This is a genomic window from Propionivibrio sp. (assembly GCF_029255185.1).
Lineage (GTDB): Bacteria > Pseudomonadota > Gammaproteobacteria > Burkholderiales > Rhodocyclaceae > Propionivibrio.
In genome coordinates, this window is the sequence record NZ_JAPUVO010000129.1 from 41,065 (window position 1) to 61,078 (window position 20,014).

Sequence of the window (20,014 nt, forward strand, 5' to 3'; positions counted from 1 at the left end):
GGACGGCAAAAACTGACAGACAATTAACAAAGGGAGGTTTCGCCTATGGCCAAGGATGCCAAGCCCGAAGCGGAGGAAGTCGTCGTGGCCCCTCCAAAAAAGAGCAAGAAGCTGATAATCATTATCGCTGCCGCCGTTGTACTGGCTTTGCTTGTTGGCGGCTTTGGCGCCTTCTTCTTGCTGAAAGGGCGTGCTGCCCAGGGGGGCGATGAGGGCGAGGTTACAATCGAAAAAGCAAAAGTCAACAAGAAGAAAACTGGAAAGGAAGCAGCGCCGGTTTATGTCGCGCTTGACCAGTTTACCGTTAACCTTGTTCCCGAAAATGGTGATCAGTTTTTACAAATCATGATTTCGGTTGAAGTCGAAAATTTGAGCGTAGGCGAACAACTAAGGTCGTACACACCAAAATTGCGCAACAACGTGATGATGCTTCTGTCAGGGAAAAAGGCCACTGAGTTGATCACCAAAGAAGGCAAGGAAACCCTGGCCGACGAAGTGCGTGACTTGATCAATGAAATTCTTGAACCGGGCGTCAAGGCAGGCGAAGGCCCGATCAGGGAAGTGTTATTTACCTCGTTCATCATTCAATAAGCGGCAATGGCCACCGACTTTCTTTCCCAGGACGAGGTTGACGCGCTACTTAAGGGCGTCTCCGGCGAAACAGACGAACTTGAAGCCGTCGATGCGAGTGTCGATGGCGCTCGTCCCTACAACCTGGGAACGCAGGAACGTATCGTCCGCGGACGCATGCCGACGCTCGAACTGGTCAACGAGCGATTCGCCCGCTATCTGCGTATCGGGTTGTTCAACTACATGCATCGGACGACTGACATCTCGGTAGGTCCGATCCGGGTGCAAAAATATAGCGAATTCATACGCAATCTGGTGGTGCCGACCAATTTGAATCTAGTTGCAGCCAAGCCGCTGCGTGGCACTTCGCTTTTCGTTCTCGACCCTAACTTGGTTTTTCTCGTCGTTGACAACATGTTTGGCGGCGACGGTCGCTTCCATACCCGTGTCGAAGGCCGTGATTTCACGCCGACCGAACAACGCATCATTCAGGGGCTGTTGGGCGTTATCTTCAAGGAATACTCCCGCTCGTGGAAACCGGTATATGACCTTTCCTTCGAATACATCCGCTCCGAGATGAATTCGCAGTTTGCCAACATTGCCACCCCGTCCGAGATCGTCATTTCGACGACGTTCTCGCTGGAATTTGGTGGAACGGCAGCGGACATGCACATTTGCTTCCCCTACTCAATGATTGAACCGATCCGCGACTTACTCTACAGCTCGATGCAAAGCGACCAGTTGTCGACCGATCAACGCTGGATCGTCATGCTGCGCAAGCAACTCAAAGATGCCGAAGTCGAAATCACCGCACAGCTCGCCGCGACCACGGTCACCCTTGACCAGATTCTCAAGATGAAGGCCGGCGACATCATTCCGATTACCATCCCCGAAACCATTGTTGCTAGCGTGGACAATATTCCGCTGATGGAATGCCGTTATGGGCAGCAAGGAAGACAATTCGCACTCAAGATCGAACGATTCATAACGTCGGAGAGCGAGGAAGTCGCTCTGAAAGGGACATCATGACTGACGAAACTCCGAACGCTACAGAGCCAAGCGCTGAAGACGATTGGGCCGCAGCGATGGCCGAGCAGGCGATTGCCGAAGCCGCACCGGCAGCCAAGCCGGCTCAGATATTTCCCGCCTTTAGCGAGACCGGCGGCAAGGCTGAAATGATGAATGAACTCGACATGATTCTGGACATCCCGGTTCAGATGGCCGTCGAACTGGGCAGAACAAAAATCACCATCAAGAACCTGCTGCAACTGGCCCATGGCTCAGTCGTTGAACTTGATGCGATGGCCGGTGAACCGATGGGGGTCTTTGTCAATGGCACACTCATCGCGCAAGGCGAAGTCGTGGTGGTCAACGACAAATTCGGCATCCGTCTGACTGACATCATCACCCCCTCCGAACGCATGCGGAAGGTTGGACGCTAGATTTAGATTCGCATCAAGGTTTCACCTTACGTACGCATGCTTTAAGATAGCGGCCAGAATGGACACTGGCCGACTGCCTTGATTCGATACTACCGATTGCCTCCTCGTTTTACCCGCGGCCTCTGCGTGCTGCTGCTTGCCCTGCTTTCGGCGCGCACCTTTGCCCAGACCTCCGGTGTCGAAGCGCCCGGCGTATCCGGTGCAGCAATAGTGCAAATGCTGCTCGGCCTGACGCTGATTATCGGCATCCTGTTCTTTGGCGCCTATTTTCTGCGTAAGCTCAACGGCGGACACAGTTTTGGCAACAACGGCCCCCTGCGCATTGTTGGCGGCCTGATGCTCAGCACCCGGGAACGAATCGTCCTCGTCGAAATCGGCAATACCTGGCTGGTCGTCGGCATTGTCCCGGGGCAGATCAAAACGCTGCACACCCTGGCCAAAGGCGAACTGCCTGCCTCCGGTAGCGAGAAGCCCTTTGGCCAATGGCTCAAGCAGATGAGCGAGCGCAAGAATGAAAATAAATAAACACACCCGCTGGCTCATGCCAGTCGCTCTGCTCCTGCTGTTCTCACCGCTGGCGGCCTGGGCCCAGGCCGGCGGCTTGCCAGCGCTGACCAGCACCCCCGGCGCTGGCGGCAGTCAGACCTACACGCTCTCCGTGCAAACGCTGGTTACGCTGACGGCACTGACCTTCATCCCTGCCGCCCTCTTGATGATGACCGGATTTACCCGCATCATCATTGTGCTTTCCTTGTTGCGACACGCACTGGGCACACAAACCTCGCCGCCCAATCAGGTTCTGATCGGCCTCTCCTTGTTTCTGACTTTTTTCATCATGGCCCCGGTTCTGGACAAGATTTATGTCGACGCCTACCAGCCGCTTGCCGAGAACCGCATCACGTTCGCCCAGGCGCTTGAACGTGGCGCAATACCGCTGCGTGGCTTCATGCTGAAACAAACACGCGAAGCCGACATTGGCCTCTTTGCCCGGCTGACCAAACTGCCCACCCTGGAGTCAGCGAGCGATATCCCGATGCGTGTGCTGATTCCGGCCTTCGTCACCAGCGAGTTGAAAACCGCCTTCCAGATCGGTTTCATCATCTTTATTCCCTTTCTGATCATCGACATGGTGGTCGCCAGTGTACTGATGTCGATGGGCATGATGATGATGTCGCCGGTCATGGTGTCTTTGCCGTTCAAGCTGATGCTTTTTGTACTTGTCGATGGCTGGCATCTGCTGCTCGGTTCGCTGGTCATGAGTTTTGCAACGTGACTCCCGAACTGGTCATGAATATTGGCCGTCAGGCCATCGAGATGACCTTAATCCTGTCCGGACCACTGCTGCTGTCAGCACTCGTGATCGGCTTGGTCATTAGTATTTTTCAGGCTGCGACGCAGATCAACGAACAGACGCTTTCGTTCATCCCCAAACTGGTTGGCATGTTCCTGGTGCTGATCCTGGCCGGACCCTGGATGCTACAGATGATGGTCGATTACATCCGCCGGCTCTTTGAGAGCATTCCCCAGATCATCGGCTGAACGGCCCATGATCAGCCTGAGCTCTGTCGAAATCAACGCCTGGGTCGTCGCCTTTTTCTTTCCGCTGGCACGGATCCTCGCGCTCCTGGTCGCCGCTCCGCCATTCAATAATGCCGGACTAACGCCGCTGGTGCGCCTTCTGCTCGGGCTGGCCATCGCCATGGCCATCACCCCCGCCTTGCCAAGCATTCCTTCGATGGATCCCGCTTCCGGACTTGGCCTGCTAATCCTAGCCGAGCAAATGATCATTGGCTTGGCCATGGGCTTTGCCATGCGCCTGGTATTCAGCGCCATCGATCTGGCCGGCACCATGATTAGCAACCAGATGGGGCTGGGTTTCGCGACCGCCTATGACCCGCAGAGCGCGTCCCAGACCCCGGTCATTTCAGAGTTCTTGGGCATGCTCGCCTTGCTGATTTTCATGGCCATCAACGGCCATCTGATGGTCATTGCCACGCTGGTACGTAGCTTTACGATCCTGCCCATAGGCCTTGGGGCAGCCGCCAGCGGAAGCTGGTCGAACATTGCCAATGCCGGGGGGCTCATTTTTTCTTCCGGAGTTTTATTGGCGCTGCCAGTGGTCGTCGCGCTGCTGATCACTAATATTGCCCTGGGCGTCCTCGGGCGTGTGGCACCACAGCTCAATCTCATGGTCATCGGTTTTCCGGTAACCATTGTGTTGGGCTTTGCCGCCCTGCTGTTCAGCCTATCGTATCTGAATGCGCCGCTGCAACAACTGTTCGAGTTCGGACTGCAATCGATGCTCGGCTATTTCGTAGCCAGTAACTAACGCATCGGGGAAAGCTGAGTTTTGACCAGTTGTATGGTTCCCTCGGAAACACGGTGCGTCAGTGGGGTACTTGATTCGATGCCTTCCGAGTAATCAAGAATGCGATAGCCAGCGTAGCCCTTTTCGCGCTGAAGCTGCAAGGCACGTCGCTTGACGATCTGGATCGCCTCGCCGTCACCGCCGGTACGGAAACTCTTGGCCCGCAGCGACAGCAAATAGGTATCTTTGTTGAGCAGCCTTTCCTCGATACTCCAGTTTGGCGCTAGAGGATCATAGACCACGTAGATCAGTGCGCCCGCTGCCGCAGCGGCAAGCACGGTATCCAGAGTCACGGCAGTGGTCGGCGTGAGTTGGAATACGGCATCGGGAACGATCGATCCGGTTTTTGGAATAACTGTTTGTGTCGATTCACAGGCAGCGATCAATAACCCAACCAAGAGTGCTGAAAAAATTCGCGCACTATACACGTCGCCCCTCACAGGTAATTGAACAGGCTCAAACTGCTGATCTTGGCAAAGGATTGTTGTGCCGCTTCCAGATTCATTTTCTGGCTCATGAAATCTGAGATGGCCTTGGCGTAATCAAGGTCCTGCAGGCTCGACAAGGTGGCCTGGTATTGAACATCCAGGTCCGACGCTGAGTTGCCCAGTGAATCGATCTCCTGCATCCTGGTCCCGACAATCGCTTGCACCCTGGCAACGTTATCGAAGGCCTGATTGATATTTGTCAACTCGGCACCCAGGTCATTTGCAAACTGTGTCGAGGTGTACCCTGCCCCGACGGGGTTGCGCAAAATGCCAACCAGATTCTGCATGGTCTGAAACAGGCTCTGGTTGGTGCTGGGCGTCACCGTAAAGGTATCGCCGACAGCCGGCTGTCCGCTGACCATAAGCTGCGAACCAAAATCCACCCCGTTGTTCGTGACCAGTTGGATTTCCTGCCCTGAGGTATAGGGTTTCAATGCCGTCAGCCCGCCGACCGGATCGTAAATACCATAGCTCAACACGCCTGTCGGAACTGAGGAAAAGTCCAGGGAAAAGCGAATCTCAACCGGCAAGCCGGCATTGGTGTCATTCACCGCTGCGGCCCATTTCTGATAATCGAGCACCGATCCAGCATCAACGGTGGCAGTCCCGTGGTTGGAACTCGGGCTAATCGTAATCGTATCCCCAGCAACCGGAACTCCTGTAACAACGACCTGCGCAGAAAAATCTACCGCTGGCGTTGAACCCGTGATCAGTGGAATCGCGGCGCCGGACGTATAGAGAAGCGGCCCGGTCGTTAACGTGGAGACGGGGTCGTAAATACCGTAGTGTGTTGGGTCGGCAAAGATAATCTGAAGTGGCTGGCCGGCCAACGGGTTAGCCAATGCCGCCGCCCATTGCTGCCGATCAACGACCGTACCTGAGTCAGTGGCGACGGTAGACAGTGGATCTTTGACGGTGATGGCGGCACCTACATTTCCACCGTTCGCAGGAACAAAGGTTCCGTTTCCCTTTTTGGCAGTCATGAAAAGATCGCTGCCGGCGACGCTGATCGCCATCTGGCGTGAGGACGAGACCTGTAGCAAGCGCTCACCCTCATCACCAAAATACCCGATCGAAGCGCTCGCTGCTGGCGGGCTTACGCCGAGCGTCGTATCAACGGCGAAGGGAAGCACGTTTCCCCGGTATCCTGAAAACAGATATTCACCGACACCGTTATCGCTATTGGCGATTCCCAGCATCTCGGATAGGCGCGAGTCAAGCTCGGTGGCAATCGCCGCACGGTCACTTTGGGCCAAGGTTGTATTCCCCGCCTGAACCACGCGCTCACGTACATTTTGCAGCAGGTCAACCAGAGAGGTCAGTTGGCTATCAACCATCCCGAGTTGACTCGTTGCCTGCCCCTGATTTTGAATGTATTGCGCATTCACGCCCTGAGTTTGCGTTACCACCAGGGCTTGTGCTGCGGCAACAGGATCATCCTGCGGCGTCAGCACCCGACGCCCGGTCGACATCTGGTTCTGCTGCTTATATAGACTGCTCTGGCCGTTCTGGATGCCCAAGGCACCGGCATCAAAGATTTGACTGGTACTGATTCGCATGGAAAACCTCTTAATTCATTATTCCCAACAAGGTGTCGAACAAGTTGGTGCCAATCTGCAATGACTTGGCCGCAGCCTGATAAGCCTGCTGATAGCGGATCAAATTGGCTGCTTCTTCATCAAGATTGACGCCTGACAGCCCCTCGCGTGCCGCTTGCGACTGCTTCACCAGAGCCTGCTGGGCCTCTCCGGTCACCGAAACCAGCCTCGCCTTGTTGCCTACATCGCTGACCAGTTGGGCATAGGCGCTTTGGTAGCTTGCCGTTTTTCCCGACATCGTGCTCTGCGTTTGAAGCTGGCCAAGCGCCAGCGCATTACGCCCATCGGACACCCCGGCAGTATTCTTGCCCACGGTGAATGTGTCGTTGTTATTAAGGTTGCCGCTGATCTGGAAGCTGACACCAGCAAATGAAATTTGCGCACCTGAGGTATAGTCTATGGCCAGTGAGCCTGACGGATAAACTGTCGTCACGCCGCCTGTCGTCACAGAAATATTCGCCCCGGCCGGCAGCACATTGGTGAAACGTAGCGTATCGGTGGCGCTGTCGTATTTGATCGTCACCCCGCTGGCATCTATTGATGCGGTACTGAAACCAAAAGCCGCCTGCCCGGCCGAAATCTTTCCCGAACCGGTGTTCGCGCTGGCCGTAGCGGTACGGAAAGGCGCGGCGGCGGCAAGCAGCCGCGCATCCCCGGCCACCGTCGGATTGACCGCCATGTTTTTGGCCGCGTCGGCGACGGGCTTGATCAAGAAAGAGTCGCCACCCGCTATCGCTCCCGAGGCCAGCGAGATAGAAAACCCCTCGCTATTTGCAACAGTCGTCGACAAGGCTGGCAGCGAAGTATCGTTCCACGACTTGCCATCAGACAAACGCTGCACGGTGTATTCCAGAGTGGTGCCGTCGTAAGACAGGCGATAGTCAGAATTCGTTAGCTTTGTGTAAAAGTTGGTGCCCGTTGCCGCTGCGCTAAAAACTTGTGTCGATGCTCCGAGCGCCACACTCGCACCGGACAGGTCAAGCCCCTCGCTGCTCAGAACAGCCGCTGAAAGGCCCGCCAAGGTCGCATTGTTCCAGGTTTTACCATCTGATTGTCTGGTCAATTCGAAAGGTTTAAGCGGATCCACGGGAACCAGCGGTTGCGCCAGGGTGTAGGCGCCGTCTATTGGTGGCGGCGTAACCAAAGCCAACGTTAGCACGGCCGTACCACCATTCCGGCCATTGGCCGTTGCCGTAGGCTGTGAGAGCGTGAAGACGTCGGCAGCAAAACCGGCATCACCCGCGGCCTGACCCAGCAAATCCTGGCCCAGGGCATTCTGCGCGTTGAAGGTCAAGGCCAGTGAAGCCGCATTCCGGCCCAGATCGTTGGTTGTCCGATCCAGCGACTCGCTGCGAAACTTAAGCAGGCCCCCGATACTGCCGCCAGTAATCAGCGCTTCAGGCAATTCCTGATTGCCGTTCCCGCTGCTCAGTCCCACCGTAAATTTACTCGGGTCGGCAACTGAAGGCTCGACCGTCATGGTGATCACTTGCGTGCCGACAACCAACTGCTGGCCGGTGCCAAAGAAGACGTTGAAGCTTCCATCGCGGTTGGTCGTCGTCGTGACACTGACCAGCTTATTTAATTCGCTCACCAATTGGTCGCGCTGATCGAGCAGGTCGTTTGCCGGCTGGTTGATCGCCGACTGGGCAACGATGATGCTCCCATTCAGATCGGCAATCTGCTGAGCATACGAATTAACCGCCCCAACCTGCGCCCCAAGTTGGGTATTGATATCGTCATGCATTTGACTGAGGCGGTCATTGAGCCCCTTAAAACGGGCAACTAAAGCCTGCGCCGAAGAAATCATGGCCTGCCGTGCGGGCAACTGGGCGGGATTCGCCGCGACCTGCTGCACGCCCTGAAAGAACCCCTGCAAGGCCGGTGACAGGCCGGCATTCGGGTCGGCAAGCATGTTGTCGATTTGCGCAATCTGCGTGTAATAGGTATCAAGTTCGCTACTGGTGGTCTGCGCACGGTTGACCTGATTGTTCAGGAAACCGCTGTACATGCGTTCGACCGTAGACACATGTGCGCCCTGGCCGATGAATCCAGCCCCGGTGCTCATGGCGATATTGGTCGCCTGAACGATGCGCTGCCGGTTAAAACCTGGTGTGTTCTGATTGCTGATATTGTGCTCTGCCGTCTGCAAGGCGACCTGTGCCGATTGCATACCGGAAATTGCCGAACTTAGTAGTCCTGTACTCATGATGCTAACTCCTGTTCTCTGACGTTATCGGCAATTCTGCAAGAATATTAAGGTCAGCACGCTAACCTGCCATTGCCTGACGCAAAGTGCTGCCGCTGATGATCCGGCCAAGCTTGTCAGCATACATGGGGTCAGTGGCATACCCCGACTGCTGAAGTGATTGGGCAAACTGTGTGCCGTCCTGCTGGCCAAGCACAGATGAAAAACGTGGATTGTTCTTAATGAGATTCGCGTAATCACGGAAGGACTCGGCATATGAGCCATATACCCGGAATTTTTCGCTTGAAGTCTGCGCCACACCATTCACGTATTCGGTGGTCGGCACCTCGACCGACGCCCCCTGCCAGTTGCGTCCGGCCTTGACGCCAAACAGGTTGTAGGTTGGCGAACCGTCGGCAGAACGAATCTCGCTCTTGCCCCAGCCGCTCTCCAGTGCCGAGTGCGCGACCAGAAATTGCGCCGGCACACCGATGGCGCTTGACGCCTCGACGGCGTACGGCCAGATGCGATTGACAAACTCGCTGGCGCTGCTGGAAGCCCCCACAGACGCTGTAAGGTCCTTGCCTGTCGTGACGGCACTGCGTACTCGTTCGGCGCCGCCACCCAAGGCAACGGCAGAATTTGCCGTTTGTCGCGCAACCAAGGTCTGTTGCAGCGTTTCAAGCGCGGCCGCCGAATCAAGCGGCGCACCCGAAACCTGGTTGCGCCCCAGTTGCTGCTCGATCAGCTTGGCAAAACCCAGCTTGCCCTGTGTCGAAAGGTTCTGCGCCAGTTGTTGATCCATGATGGAAGTGAAGAAACGGGTCTGATCACTGTCCATCAGTCCGTCCTGGGGAGTCGCGTCGCGCATGCTCTTGAGCATCATTTGCAGCAACATGCCTTCAAACTGCTGCGCCGCCTGTTTCAAACCACCCTGGGGATCCTGCTTGAGCTTGACGCGCAGATCTGCCGTCGCCTTCAGATCAAGGACAAAATGGTTGGCGTTGAGGTCTTCAGCTTTCATAGCTGAATCCAAGCAATTATCGCGCCAGAAATTGTTGCAGATTCAAATCACTTCCAAATCAGCGCGCAGTGCTCCCGCCGCCTTCATTGCCTGCAGGATCGATATCAAGTCCTGCGGATTCGCACCAAGTGCATTGATCGCCTTGACCACGTCGGAAAGGTTGGCGCCAGCCTTCAAGGGCATCAGCGCCCCGCTACCTTGCTTTATTTCAATCTCGGACTGCGTGCTTGTCACCGTCTGACCACCGGCAAATGCATTGGGCTGACTGACTTGCTCCTCGCCTTTGACCACTATCGACAGCGCGCCATGGGCGATGGCGCAGGATTCGATGGTAACCATCTGATTCATCACTACCGAACCATTGCGTGGGTTCACAATGACCTTGGCCATCGATTTCATCGGTTGTACTTCAAGATTCTCGATTCGCCCCATGAACGCCACACGGGCATGGGCTTCCTCAGGGGCATTAACGCGAATCAGTCGCCCATCGACCGCCTGCGCCGTGCCTGATCCCATCTCGCGGTTGATCACGTCCACCACACGCTGCGTGGTACCAAAGTCACTCGTGCCCATCTCGTAATGAACGAAGGGGCCCTGTCCCAGCGCTGTCGGCACCTCACGCTCGACCGTCGCCCCCGCAATAATGCGGCCAGCCAGCAGGTGGTTGATCACGACTTTGCTCCCGGCCGCCGTTGCCCCGACGCCGCCAACCATCAGATTACCCTGCGCCTGAGCATAAATCTGCCCGTCAGCCCCCTTGAGCGGTGTCATCACCAGGGTACCGCCGCGCAAACTCTTGGCGTTCCCCATTGACGAGACGGTAATATCGATCTGCTGGCCGATTCGCGCAAACGGCGGCAGGTTGGTGGTGATCATCACCGCAGCAACGTTCTTCAGTTGCAGTGATTGGCTTGTCGGCAGGGTCGTTCCCAGTTGCGCCAGCATGTTGATAATGCTTTGTGTCGTAAAAGGCGTCTGCGTGGTTTGGTCACCCGTACCATCCAGTCCAACCACCAGCCCGTAACCCACCAGTTGGTTGTTGCGAACGCCTTGTACCGAGGCCAGATCCTTGATCCGATCCGCCCAGGCGGAGCCGCTAATGAGCGGCAAGAGGCAACAGGCAAGAATTGCCGCAAGACGCCAGAATTTGCCGCTTCGTATGCTGATCACGACAGACTCCTCAGAAAGGCAGGACGCTTAGGAAGAATCGCGCCAGCCAACCCATGACCTGCGCCTCGCTGATGACACCGCTCTCCTTGTACTCAATGCGCGCGTCAGCAACATTCCCCGAACTAATCGTATTCGCCGAGTTGATGAAATACGGGTTAACGATCCCGGACAGTCGAATAAACTCAGTGCCAGCACCGATAGACACTTGTTTTTCACCTGAAACCAGAAGGTTGCCGTTGGGCAGGACTTCAATCACGGTAACCGTGATGGTCCCAGTAAAGACGTTGTTGGCAGCCGCTTCGCCTTTGCCATCAAGGCTGTTCGAGCCGGTTGCCGACAAACCCATGCCCTGGAAGGGTTTACCCGGCAAGCCGGTGATGGTCGGCACCGCCGCGCTGATGCTGGTGTCACGACTGGCCTTGGTATTTGACTTGGTCGACGCTGAGGTGGTTTCGGCGATGGCAATGTGCATCGTATCGCCAACGTAGCGCGCACGCCGATCTTCGAACAAGGTTCGCGATACGCCGGCCTGAAAGATACTGCCGGTGGCCGCCAGGCTTTCCGTTCGCGGCGCCGGACGGGCGGTCATTGGTTGATGCACATTGGTCGGCGGCACCGTGGTGCAAGCGCCGAGCAGCCCGCCGGCAAGAACCAGATATGGCCAGTTTCTCATCGTTACTCCTTTACAACTGCGTCAGGCGCGCGAGCATCTGGTCGGAGGTCGATACCGCCTTGGAATTGAGCTCGTAAGCGCGCTGGGTCTGGATCATGCTCACCAGTTCCTCGGCAACGTTGACGTTCGACGTCTCCACATAATTTTGCACGATGATTCCCGAACCATTGGTTCCCGGCGTAGTCGGTGTCGGCGTTCCACTCGACGCCGTTTCCAGAAAGAGATTCTCGCCAATCCTCTGCAAGCCCCCCTCATTGATGAAGGTGGCCAATTGCAAGCTACCGACCTGAGTGATGGCCGTCGATCCCGACTGGGTGACAGACACAACGCCGTCGGTGCCGATGGTGATGGTCAAGGCATTGGCCGGAATGGTAATGCTCGGCTGCACCGCATAACCGCTGGAAGTCACCACCTGCCCCTGATTGTCCTTCTGGAAAGAGCCATCTCGCGTATAAGCTGTTGTGCCATCGGGCAGCAGGACTTGAATGAAGCCGGCACCATTGACCGCCAAATCCAGAGAATTGCCGGTTTGCTGTAACGCGCCCTGGGTGAAAATACTTGCCGTCGATATGGGTCGCACACCGGTACCGAGTTGCAGCCCGGAGGGAATCTGCGTTGACTGCGAAGACTGTGCTCCCGGCTGGCGCAGGGTTTGATAGAGCAAATCCTCGAACACCGGTCGTGCACGCTTGAAGCCGTTGGTACTGACATTGGCCAGATTGTTGGCGATCACGTCCAGGCTTGTTTGCTGGGCATCCAGGCCGGTACGGGCAATCCAGAGGGAACGGATCATGTGTTCTAGTCCTGTCAGGCGTTCATCGAAAGAATCTGGCTGGCCTTGCTGGCATTGGCGTCGGCCGTCTGTAGCATCTTGATCTGCATCTCGAACTGGCGGGCCAGACTAATCATGCTGACCATGGCGTCGACCGGATTGACGTTACTGCCTTCCAGCGTTTCGGATGCGATTTTTACGGTTTCATCAAGCGCGGCGGGCTCTCCGCCCCTGGCGCGGAAAAGACCATCGTCACCGCGAGCCAATTCATTTTCCGGCGGGTTGACCAGCTTGATGCGGCCGACCACGCTAACGTTGTTCGGTGTACCGAAAAGAGGGACGGCTGAAATCGTTCCGTCCGCTGCGATCGTGATTCTGTTGTCCGGCGGAATGGCCAGCGGCCCACCGTCGCCCAGCACGTTAAGGCCACCGGCAGTCTGTAATTGCCCGTTGACGTTGATCTGCAGGTTTCCGGCGCGGGTATAGGCCTCGCGCCCGTCAAGGGCTTCCACCGCAATCCAGCCGGCCCCTTGAATGGCCACATCCAGCGGCCGCCCGGTCGTCAGCATTGGTCCCTGGTCGAACGCATTGGCCACCGAAGCATCAACAACGAAAGCCCGCGTCGGCGCACCTTCGCCCTGTATTGGTACAGCACGGAAGCGGTGTTCCATGGCCCGGTAACCGGTCGTCGAGGCATTGGCCAGATTTTGCGCAACGCCGGCCTGTTGCAGGAAGGCGTGCTTGGCGCCGGTCATTGCCGTGTAGATCAGTCGATCCATAGCACGCTATCCTTTTCCGAGCGCCGCACGATCAGCGTAGGTTGACCAGCGTCTGCAGGATCTGATCCTGGGTTTTGATCGATTGCGCGTTAGCCTGATAGTTGCGTTGCTGGGTGATCATATTGACCAACTCGGCTGTCAAGTCGGTATTCGACTCCTCAATCGCTGCCGCTTGCAGAACGCCAAGGCTTGCGCTTCCAGGCGCGCCGACTAGCGCCGCGCCGGACGCCGCAGTTTCCGACCATTGGTTGGCACCCAGCGAGCTCAGGCCATTCGGGTTGGTAAAACCGGCCAGGACCACCTGCCCCAGATCGCGTGCCTGGCCGTTGCTGTAGTTGCCGCGCAGGACGCCATCACCGGCGACGCTGACCCCGGTCAGGCGCCCCGAGGTGTACCCATCCTGCTCAAGACGGTTAGCGCCAAAGGGGCTGCCGTATTGCGAGCTACCGGCAAAGTCAATGGTGAAGGCCAGAGGGCTTGCCGCGCTATTCACCTTGCCCAGATCCGTCATGACGGCGGCAAGGTCGATCGAGGCATTGACGACGCTGGAACCGACCAGCGACCCCGAAGTATCAAAGGTCAGCGTCGAGCCGGTCAGCGTCACCTCCCGATCGGTCGTACCATCAACATTCGCGTGAATCTGCCACTCCCTGGGATTGACTGTCTTGACCGCGTACAGCGACAGGGTATGTCCATTGCCCAGACTGTCATAAATCGACAGGGCGGTCGACCAGTTATAGGTCGCCGGACTAGGTGACCACACGGTGTCGGCAGGAACTACCGGAGGTCCGGCCGAACCGAGGTTGGCAGGAATCCAGGTCGTCGTGGTCGCGCGCGAGTCCAGGTTAACATTGGCCTTCACCCCCGGCGAGGCGCCAACCCCGGACCCCGTGGCAACGGGGGGCTGATCGCCAGAGTCCAGTTGCAACTCAACCGGTGAGGACTGGACCACCCTGCCGGTCGAGGCATCGACCGGATATCCGGTCAGCACCCGGGCACGATCATCGACAACAAAACCGTTCTTGTCCAGGTGAAACTGACCGTTACGACTGTAGGTGATCGTGCCGTTGGTGCTCATGCGGTAAAAACCGCCGCCATTAATCGCGATGTCAAGAGGGTTATTGCTCGTCGTCACATTGCCCTGCGTGAAACTCTGCTGGACGGCCATCGTTGTCGTACCGATGCCAACCTGCGAAGCGCCTGAACCGGAAAGCGAGTTGGCATAGACATCGGCAAAGTGCGCCGCTGCCGATTTGAAGCCAACGGTTGACGAGTTGGCAATGTTGTTGCTGGTTACATCCAGCCCCTTGGCCGCCGAGTTAAGTCCGCTCAAACCCTGTTGGAATGACATTTGATACTCCTGATTTTAGAGAATCTGTTGCACGTTCTTGAAATCGACTGTTCCGAGAGCACCCAGATCCAGAAGGAATCCGCTGCCCGACCTGACAAGAGCAGAAACTGTGCCAATCTGCAGCGGATCCGTCACGAGCTTGTTTCCACCTTGCGTGGCGCTGACTGAAAACTTGTAAATGCCATCTGCCGCAGTCGTTCCCGCGTCGGTCTTACCGTCCCAGGCAAAGTTGAAAACTCCGGCATCACGCGCGCCAAGATTCTGTGTCTGAATCACCTGCCCGGCTGAATTGAAAATGCTCAGCTTCACCTGATCGGCCGCTCCAGACAGGTTAACCCCACCATAGGCCTGCCCTCTGGCCAAGGAGAGTTGCGCACCGGAAACCAGCACGCTCTTGCCGATCATTCCCGCAGCCTGCATCGACTGACTGCTGCCAGCGCTATCGACCAGCGAGTTGAGCGTCGTATTGAGTTTCTCGATACCGGAAACCGTACTCATCTGCGCCAGTTGGCTGGTCATCTGGGCGTTATCCATGGGGTTCAGAGGATCCTGATTTTTCAGCTGCGTCACCAGCAGCTTGAGGAAGCGATCCTGCGCCTCTTGCGTGGTCGAGGTCGTGGCCGCCGTCGTGCTGCCTTTTGCATTGGCGGCGTTGATCGAAGCGTAAAGATCGCTAGCGGAAGTTGTCGATTGCACGGCTGTCATGTGATTCTCCTGTGTCCTGTGTATTCTGTAATTACTGGCCGAGCGTCAGCGTCCTAAGCAGTAACTGCTTGGCGGTATTCATGACTTCGGCATTCGTCTGATACGAACGCGAGGCTGAAATCATGTTGACCATTTCATCAACCACACTCACGTTCGGCATCATCACATAGCCCTTTTCGTCTGCCGCCGGATTGCGCGGGTCAAAAACCATTCTCCCAGGGCTGGCGTCCTCGACCACCTGTTTGACGCGCACCCCCTGCCCGGCCTGGCCATTCATTGGCGTGGCCTCAAAAACGACTTGCTTGGCGCGGTAGGGTTTGCCATCCGGACCGGCGATGCTGTCTGCGTTGGCCAGGTTGCTGGCCACGGTGTTAAGACGCATGGCCTGCGCCGAGAGGGCGCTTCCGGCAATATGAAAAACGTTGAATACACTCATAATGATTATCCTTGCGCCGCGGCCATCAACGTTTTGATCTGCTGCGAAATAAAGGCCAGACCGGCCTCATACTGCACGGCGTTCTCGGAAAACTGGGCACGCTCAACATCCATATCGACGGTATTTCCGTCGACGCTAGCTTGCGTCGGAGTACGGTACATAAGCCGCGCCGGCCCCGCCTCTGCACTACCCGGCAAATGCCCCGTTGCCGTAGTGACCAGCGCCAGGCCGCCGCCATTGCGACCCGCCACCGCCTCTTTGAGCGCTGTTGAAAAATCAAAGTCACGCGCTTTGTAGTTGGGCGTATCGGCATTGGCAATATTGCCCGCCAGAATCTGCTGCCGATGAGCGCGCAAACTCAGGGCCAGTTGCTGAAAGGAAAGTGCACTATCGATTCTGTTGACCACGATGACTCCGGTTTGACTGGCACACCAGACTTTAAGCAATTCTCATGCCATAACCTATTCGACACCGGTAACGGATCAAAACCTTACCCCGCACACAGTCCGTAACCGCATTAAAGGAGACTTCTGCCGGGCGATCGGCAAATATTGCCGGTCGGCATCCTAAACCTAGGGGTACGGGATTGTTACGCTAAGACGCCGCGATAGGGCAAAATAGCGCCATGAACTCTCTTTTCTCAAGTCATCTACAGCACAAGTTTTTCGGCATTCTTTGCCTCTTGCTTCTAACACCCCTGCTGTCCTACGCACAGAATGCCCTCTATGGCGCCCTGGACGACTATCTGCGCATCCAAACGCAGGGTTTGCCAGGCAAAATCAGCTACAGTATTGCCCCGCTTGATCCGCGTACCCAACTCACACCGTGCAGCGCCTTCGAGCCTTTTCTTCCAGTGGGCGGTAAGCTCTGGGGGAAATCAACCGTTGGCGTTCGCTGTCTTGGCCCATCAAGCTGGACAGTCTATGTTCAGGTACAGGTTAACGTTAGCGGCAACTACCTAATTTCCGCACGAACGATGCCTGCCGGCTATGTACTGGGCGCCGCAGACATTGTTGTTCGCAGTGGCGATCTCTCCACACTGCCGGCAAACATCATCACCGATCCGTCACAAGCCATCGGAAAAACAGTGAAAAATGGATTTTCTGCCGGCCAAGCCCTACGCAGCGACCAGTTGATCACACCTTGGGCTGTACAACAGGGACAGAGTATTAAGACTGTCTCGAATGGCCACGGATTTAGCGTCAGCAGCGAGGGCAAAGCACTCAACAATGCCGCCGCAGGCCAACTTGTTCAGGTTCGCACCGCCTCCGGGCAAACCGTCAGCGGCATTGCCCGGCCTGGCGGAATTGTGGAAGTCTCCAACTGAGTAAAAAGGTGTTAAAGTCCGCCTGTTTTACGCCGTTAGCACGTGTAAGTAGAAAACCATTAGAGGCATTGCCATGAAGATCGAGAGTTCGAGCAAACCCGCAGGTGCACCCCTGATGAAAGAGACACGTGCGCAAGGTGCACATTCCACCGGCAAAACAAGCTCGGCAAATGCGGATGATGTTCAGTTGAGCGTCCTTTCCGCCCAGTTGAGCGCGCCGGATGACGTGCAATCCTTCGATGCGGCGCGCGTTTCCGAAATCAAGCAGGCCATCTCGGACGGTCACTTCACGATCAACGCCGGCGCCATTGCCGACCACCTGATCAGTTCCGCCCGGCAGCTTGTGGACTCGCAACGTCGGGCTTAATTTTGGTCGCAAGCACTGAAATTTCCGCCCTTCGGCAAACGTTGGTGGCTGAAGTAGAAGCGGTGGGTCAATTTATCGCCCTGCTCAAGCTGGAACAGGCTTCCTTAAGCAGCGGGAACACCGATGAGCTTCCCGCCTATGCAGAAGAAAAGCTGCAACTTGCCAGCCGATTGAATGCTCTAGCTACGCAACGCAACGGCACGCTGGCTAGGCATGGATTTGGCGCCGACCGCGCCGGAGTGGAAGCCTGGTGTGCTGAACATCCCGCTGATGAAACCGCTGCCAAGGCATGGTCCACGATTCTGTCCCAGGCCAGAGAGGCCCGCGAATTGAATACCATGAACGGCGAGTTGATCCATATTCGCATGCAATACAACGCAAAGGCGCTCGAAGCCTTGCAGGGCGGAAACAACTCGCTGGATCTTTATGGCCCTGACGGCCAGTCGAAAGTGGCAGGCCCCAGACGCATCAACCACTCCGTCTAGTTTTCTAGGGCAAGGTCCGCTGTTGAGCTTCAATATCGACCTCTTTCCCTTTCTCCGGAACCACTGAGTCGATAAGAATCGTTACCCGGCGGTTACGCGCGCGACCATCGGCCAGCAGATTGGGTTCAACCGGACGGGTGTCGGCGTAGCCGATTGCCGTCAACCGGTCGCCGGCCACGCCGGAATCCGAGAACAGGCGTAGAACCGTCGTTGCGCGTACTGCCGAGAGTTCCCAATTGGAGGGGAACTGCGCGGTCTTGATCGGCACGTTGTCGGTGTGCCCTTCGATGGTAATCGGGAAATCTGTTGGCGCCAGTACATCTGCAATCGCGCGCATGGCCTTGATCAAAGCGGGCTGCAAAAGCGCCTGTCCGGGTGAAAACAGGATGCTATCGTTGATCTCGATAGTCACACCACGGCTTGTTTCAAGAACCCGCACCTTGCCTTGCTCGATGAGCGGCGCCATGACCTCCAGAATGTCTTTGGCGACATTGCGCATTTTCTCACGCTGTTTTTGTTTGACGGCATCCTGTGCTTTAACCGCCGCGCTCGGTTTCGGCAGTGCCAGGATCGGCGGCGGCACGACGACCGGCAAGTCCGACGAGGCATTGATTGGCACGTTACGGAAGGCACTGACCATTGAATTGCTCAGAATGCGGTACTTACCCTCATTGACCGTCGACAAGGCGTACATCACCACGAAGAAGGCAAACAGGAGAGTTATGAAATCAGCATACGAAACCAGCCAACGCTCGTGGTTGTCGTGCTCCTCCGGGCGTTTGCGGCGCGCCATGGTTTAAAAGACGTAGCTCAGAAGACGGCTCTCGATGATGCGCGGGTTATCACCGTTGGCGATACCGACCAGTCCATCGACAATCATTTCACGCTGCACGACCTGTCGATTGATATGCGCCTTGAGTTTATTGGCCATCGGCAGAAAAACCAGGTTGGCCAGCCCGACACCATAGATCGTTGCGACAAAGGCAACTGCAATCCCGGCACCCAGTTTGGAGGGGTCGGAAAGGTTTTCCATGACTTGAATCAGCCCCATCACCGCCCCCAGAATACCGATCGTCGGCGAATAGCCACCGGCCGCCTCCCAGATTCTGGCCGACAACTTCATTTCTTCTTCAAAGGTGCCAATCTCAACCTCAAGCACTTCGCGCAAACGCTCCGGCTCAGCCCCGTCAACCAGCAATTGCAGTCCCTTGCGCGTAAAATCATCTCTTAACTGATTGATCACGCTTTCAAGCGCCAACAAGCCTTCACGCCTGGAGACCTGGCTCCAGTTCGTAATCTGCTTGATCAACTGCAAATAATCCACAGCCGGCGGATACCATACCCAGCCGACCATCCGTAGGCCGCGCACGAAAGTTACATAGGGACTCTGCAACATGACCGCGCCCATGGTGCCGCCGAGCACAATCAGCAGCGCCGTTGGCTGCGTGAGCGAAGCGACCGAGCCACCTTCCAGAAGCTGTCCGCCAACGATCGCTATGATGCCAAAGAGCAAACCGAGGACGCTTATCTTATCCATTTCGCCTGGCTTTCTTGTGTCCGGCTTCAGCAAAGATCCGTGCGCGCAATCTGGCCACAACCTGAGTGTGCAACTGGCAGACACGTGACTCGGTCACGCCCATGACTTCTCCGATTTCACGCAGGTTCAGATCCTGCTCGTAATACAGCGCCATCATCAGTTTTTCACGCTCGGGCAGCAGTTCAATACCTTGGATGAGCAACTGCCGCAGGCTCTCATCTTCGAGAATTTTCGAGGGCTCGCTGGAGTTGTCAGTCAAATGCCGCTCCAGGAAATCGTCGCCGCCATCCTCGACCATATCCTCGAAGGAAATGAGTTGGTGGCCGCGTGCATCCTGTAGCATTTTCTGGTATTCGGCAAGCGTCATGCTCAGCGCGGTGGCAAGTTCCTGCTCGCTGGGTGCGCGTCCGTATTCCTGTTCGAGTTGAGAAATGGCAACTTCAATGCGGCGAAAATCCCGGCGCAGACTGCGCGGCAGCCAATCGTTCTCACGCAAACCATCGAGCATGGCGCCACGCACGCGCTGCGCCGCATAGGTTTCAAACTGCGCACCCATCCCGGCCTCAAAGCGGTTGATGGCATCGAGCAAGCCCATCATGCCGTTCTGAACCAGATCATCAACCTGGACACTGGAAGGCAATCGCGCCATCAGATGATAGGCAATACGCTTTACGAGCGGAGCGAAGCGCTGTACCAGATGATCCTTGTTAATCTGACCAGCAGCGTTATACATG

At 56.5% G+C, this 20,014-nt stretch carries 25 protein-coding genes; 10 read left to right on the top strand and 15 right to left on the bottom strand.

Features of this window, described 5'->3' with window-relative positions:
• Window positions 1–45 precede the first annotated feature (45 nt).
• The 7 genes from Q1J43_RS13070 (at window position 46) to fliR (ending at window position 4,341) form a co-directional block, all read left to right on the top strand.
• Entirely contained in the window at window positions 46–591 is a 546-nt protein-coding gene (locus Q1J43_RS13070; protein ID WP_301102936.1) for a flagellar basal body-associated FliL family protein, read from the top strand.
• Window positions 592–597: 6 nt separating this feature from the next.
• Window positions 598–1,599, top strand: a complete 1,002-nt coding sequence (fliM, locus tag Q1J43_RS13075; protein WP_301102937.1) for a flagellar motor switch protein FliM — start codon at window positions 598–600, stop codon at window positions 1,597–1,599.
• The gene (gene fliN / locus Q1J43_RS13080; protein ID WP_301102938.1) at window positions 1,596–2,012 is read left to right on the top strand and encodes a flagellar motor switch protein FliN; all 417 of its coding nucleotides are present in this window, start codon (window positions 1,596–1,598) and stop codon (window positions 2,010–2,012) included. Before fliM ends, fliN begins: the two co-directional genes overlap by 4 nt.
• Before the next feature lie 78 nt (window positions 2,013–2,090).
• Window positions 2,091–2,537, top strand: a complete 447-nt coding sequence (gene fliO / locus Q1J43_RS13085) for a flagellar biosynthetic protein FliO (protein WP_301102939.1) — start codon at window positions 2,091–2,093, stop codon at window positions 2,535–2,537.
• Entirely contained in the window at window positions 2,524–3,285 is a 762-nt protein-coding gene (gene fliP, locus Q1J43_RS13090; protein WP_301102940.1) for a flagellar type III secretion system pore protein FliP, read from the top strand. The genes fliO and fliP overlap by 14 nt, the downstream gene beginning before the upstream one ends.
• The gene (fliQ, locus tag Q1J43_RS13095) at window positions 3,282–3,551 is read left to right on the top strand and encodes a flagellar biosynthesis protein FliQ (RefSeq protein ID WP_301102941.1); all 270 of its coding nucleotides are present in this window, start codon (window positions 3,282–3,284) and stop codon (window positions 3,549–3,551) included. Before fliP ends, fliQ begins: the two co-directional genes overlap by 4 nt.
• 7 nt (window positions 3,552–3,558) lie before the next feature.
• Entirely contained in the window at window positions 3,559–4,341 is a 783-nt protein-coding gene (fliR, locus tag Q1J43_RS13100) for a flagellar biosynthetic protein FliR (RefSeq protein WP_301102942.1), read from the top strand.
• Here the strand turns inward: fliR and Q1J43_RS13105 are convergent.
• The 12 genes from Q1J43_RS13105 to flgB all read right to left on the bottom strand — a co-directional run bounded on the left by Q1J43_RS13105 (window position 4,338) and on the right by flgB (window position 15,971).
• Complete coding sequence (locus Q1J43_RS13105) at window positions 4,338–4,766, bottom strand: hypothetical protein (RefSeq protein ID WP_301102943.1); 429 nt, start codon at window positions 4,764–4,766, stop codon at window positions 4,338–4,340. The two genes, fliR and Q1J43_RS13105, sit on opposite strands and share 4 nt — an antisense overlap.
• A 50-nt stretch (window positions 4,767–4,816) precedes the next feature.
• Complete coding sequence (flgL, locus tag Q1J43_RS13110; RefSeq protein WP_301102944.1) at window positions 4,817–6,427, bottom strand: flagellar hook-associated protein FlgL; 1,611 nt, start codon at window positions 6,425–6,427, stop codon at window positions 4,817–4,819.
• A 10-nt stretch (window positions 6,428–6,437) separates the two neighbouring features.
• Window positions 6,438–8,675, bottom strand: a complete 2,238-nt coding sequence (gene flgK / locus Q1J43_RS13115; protein ID WP_301102945.1) for a flagellar hook-associated protein FlgK — start codon at window positions 8,673–8,675, stop codon at window positions 6,438–6,440.
• 61 nt (window positions 8,676–8,736) lie between these two features.
• A complete protein-coding gene (flgJ, locus tag Q1J43_RS13120) occupies window positions 8,737–9,678 on the bottom strand; it encodes a flagellar assembly peptidoglycan hydrolase FlgJ (RefSeq protein ID WP_301102946.1) in 942 nt (313 codons plus the stop codon).
• Window positions 9,679–9,720: 42 nt separating this feature from the next.
• Window positions 9,721–10,806, bottom strand: coding sequence for a flagellar basal body P-ring protein FlgI (locus Q1J43_RS13125; RefSeq protein ID WP_301102991.1), 1,086 nt, complete (start codon window positions 10,804–10,806; stop codon window positions 9,721–9,723).
• A 52-nt stretch (window positions 10,807–10,858) separates the two neighbouring features.
• Complete coding sequence (locus tag Q1J43_RS13130; RefSeq protein WP_301102947.1) at window positions 10,859–11,521, bottom strand: flagellar basal body L-ring protein FlgH; 663 nt, start codon at window positions 11,519–11,521, stop codon at window positions 10,859–10,861.
• A 10-nt stretch (window positions 11,522–11,531) separates the two neighbouring features.
• Window positions 11,532–12,314: a flagellar basal-body rod protein FlgG gene (gene flgG, locus Q1J43_RS13135; protein WP_301102948.1), complete on the bottom strand. Its 783-nt coding sequence runs from the start codon at window positions 12,312–12,314 to the stop codon at window positions 11,532–11,534.
• A 14-nt stretch (window positions 12,315–12,328) separates the two neighbouring features.
• Complete coding sequence (flgF, locus tag Q1J43_RS13140) at window positions 12,329–13,072, bottom strand: flagellar basal-body rod protein FlgF (protein ID WP_301102949.1); 744 nt, start codon at window positions 13,070–13,072, stop codon at window positions 12,329–12,331.
• 31 nt (window positions 13,073–13,103) lie between these two features.
• Complete coding sequence (gene flgE, locus Q1J43_RS13145) at window positions 13,104–14,423, bottom strand: flagellar hook protein FlgE (RefSeq protein ID WP_301102950.1); 1,320 nt, start codon at window positions 14,421–14,423, stop codon at window positions 13,104–13,106.
• 15 nt (window positions 14,424–14,438) lie between these two features.
• Window positions 14,439–15,128 carry a flagellar hook assembly protein FlgD gene (locus Q1J43_RS13150; RefSeq protein WP_301102951.1) on the bottom strand — a complete coding sequence of 230 codons (690 nt, stop codon included), beginning with the start codon at window positions 15,126–15,128 and terminating at the stop codon, window positions 14,439–14,441.
• Between the two features lie 31 nt (window positions 15,129–15,159).
• The gene (gene flgC / locus Q1J43_RS13155; RefSeq protein WP_301102952.1) at window positions 15,160–15,564 is read right to left on the bottom strand and encodes a flagellar basal body rod protein FlgC; all 405 of its coding nucleotides are present in this window, start codon (window positions 15,562–15,564) and stop codon (window positions 15,160–15,162) included.
• Between the two features lie 5 nt (window positions 15,565–15,569).
• Complete coding sequence (flgB, locus tag Q1J43_RS13160) at window positions 15,570–15,971, bottom strand: flagellar basal body rod protein FlgB (protein ID WP_301102953.1); 402 nt, start codon at window positions 15,969–15,971, stop codon at window positions 15,570–15,572.
• Window positions 15,972–16,189: 218 nt separating this feature from the next.
• Here flgB and flgA point away from each other — a divergent pair, with 218 nt between their 5' ends.
• The 3 genes from flgA (at window position 16,190) to Q1J43_RS13175 (ending at window position 17,743) form a co-directional block, all read left to right on the top strand.
• Window positions 16,190–16,891, top strand: a complete 702-nt coding sequence (flgA, locus tag Q1J43_RS13165) for a flagellar basal body P-ring formation chaperone FlgA (protein WP_301102954.1) — start codon at window positions 16,190–16,192, stop codon at window positions 16,889–16,891.
• 73 nt (window positions 16,892–16,964) lie between these two features.
• Window positions 16,965–17,258 carry a flagellar biosynthesis anti-sigma factor FlgM gene (flgM, locus tag Q1J43_RS13170; protein WP_301102955.1) on the top strand — a complete coding sequence of 98 codons (294 nt, stop codon included), beginning with the start codon at window positions 16,965–16,967 and terminating at the stop codon, window positions 17,256–17,258.
• Window positions 17,259–17,260: 2 nt separating this feature from the next.
• Window positions 17,261–17,743 carry a flagella synthesis protein FlgN gene (locus Q1J43_RS13175; RefSeq protein WP_301102956.1) on the top strand — a complete coding sequence of 161 codons (483 nt, stop codon included), beginning with the start codon at window positions 17,261–17,263 and terminating at the stop codon, window positions 17,741–17,743.
• A 4-nt stretch (window positions 17,744–17,747) separates the two neighbouring features.
• Here the strand turns inward: Q1J43_RS13175 and motD are convergent, their stop codons facing one another.
• Genes motD through Q1J43_RS13190 form a run of 3 tightly spaced genes read right to left on the bottom strand, consistent with a single transcriptional unit; the run spans window position 17,748 to window position 20,013 of the window.
• Window positions 17,748–18,536, bottom strand: a complete 789-nt coding sequence (motD, locus tag Q1J43_RS13180; protein ID WP_301102957.1) for a flagellar motor protein MotD — start codon at window positions 18,534–18,536, stop codon at window positions 17,748–17,750.
• 3 nt (window positions 18,537–18,539) lie between these two features.
• Window positions 18,540–19,280 carry a flagellar motor protein gene (locus Q1J43_RS13185; protein WP_301102958.1) on the bottom strand — a complete coding sequence of 247 codons (741 nt, stop codon included), beginning with the start codon at window positions 19,278–19,280 and terminating at the stop codon, window positions 18,540–18,542.
• Window positions 19,273–20,013, bottom strand: a complete 741-nt coding sequence (locus tag Q1J43_RS13190; RefSeq protein ID WP_301102959.1) for an RNA polymerase sigma factor FliA — start codon at window positions 20,011–20,013, stop codon at window positions 19,273–19,275. The genes Q1J43_RS13185 and Q1J43_RS13190 overlap by 8 nt, the downstream gene beginning before the upstream one ends.
• Window position 20,014 lies beyond the last annotated feature (1 nt).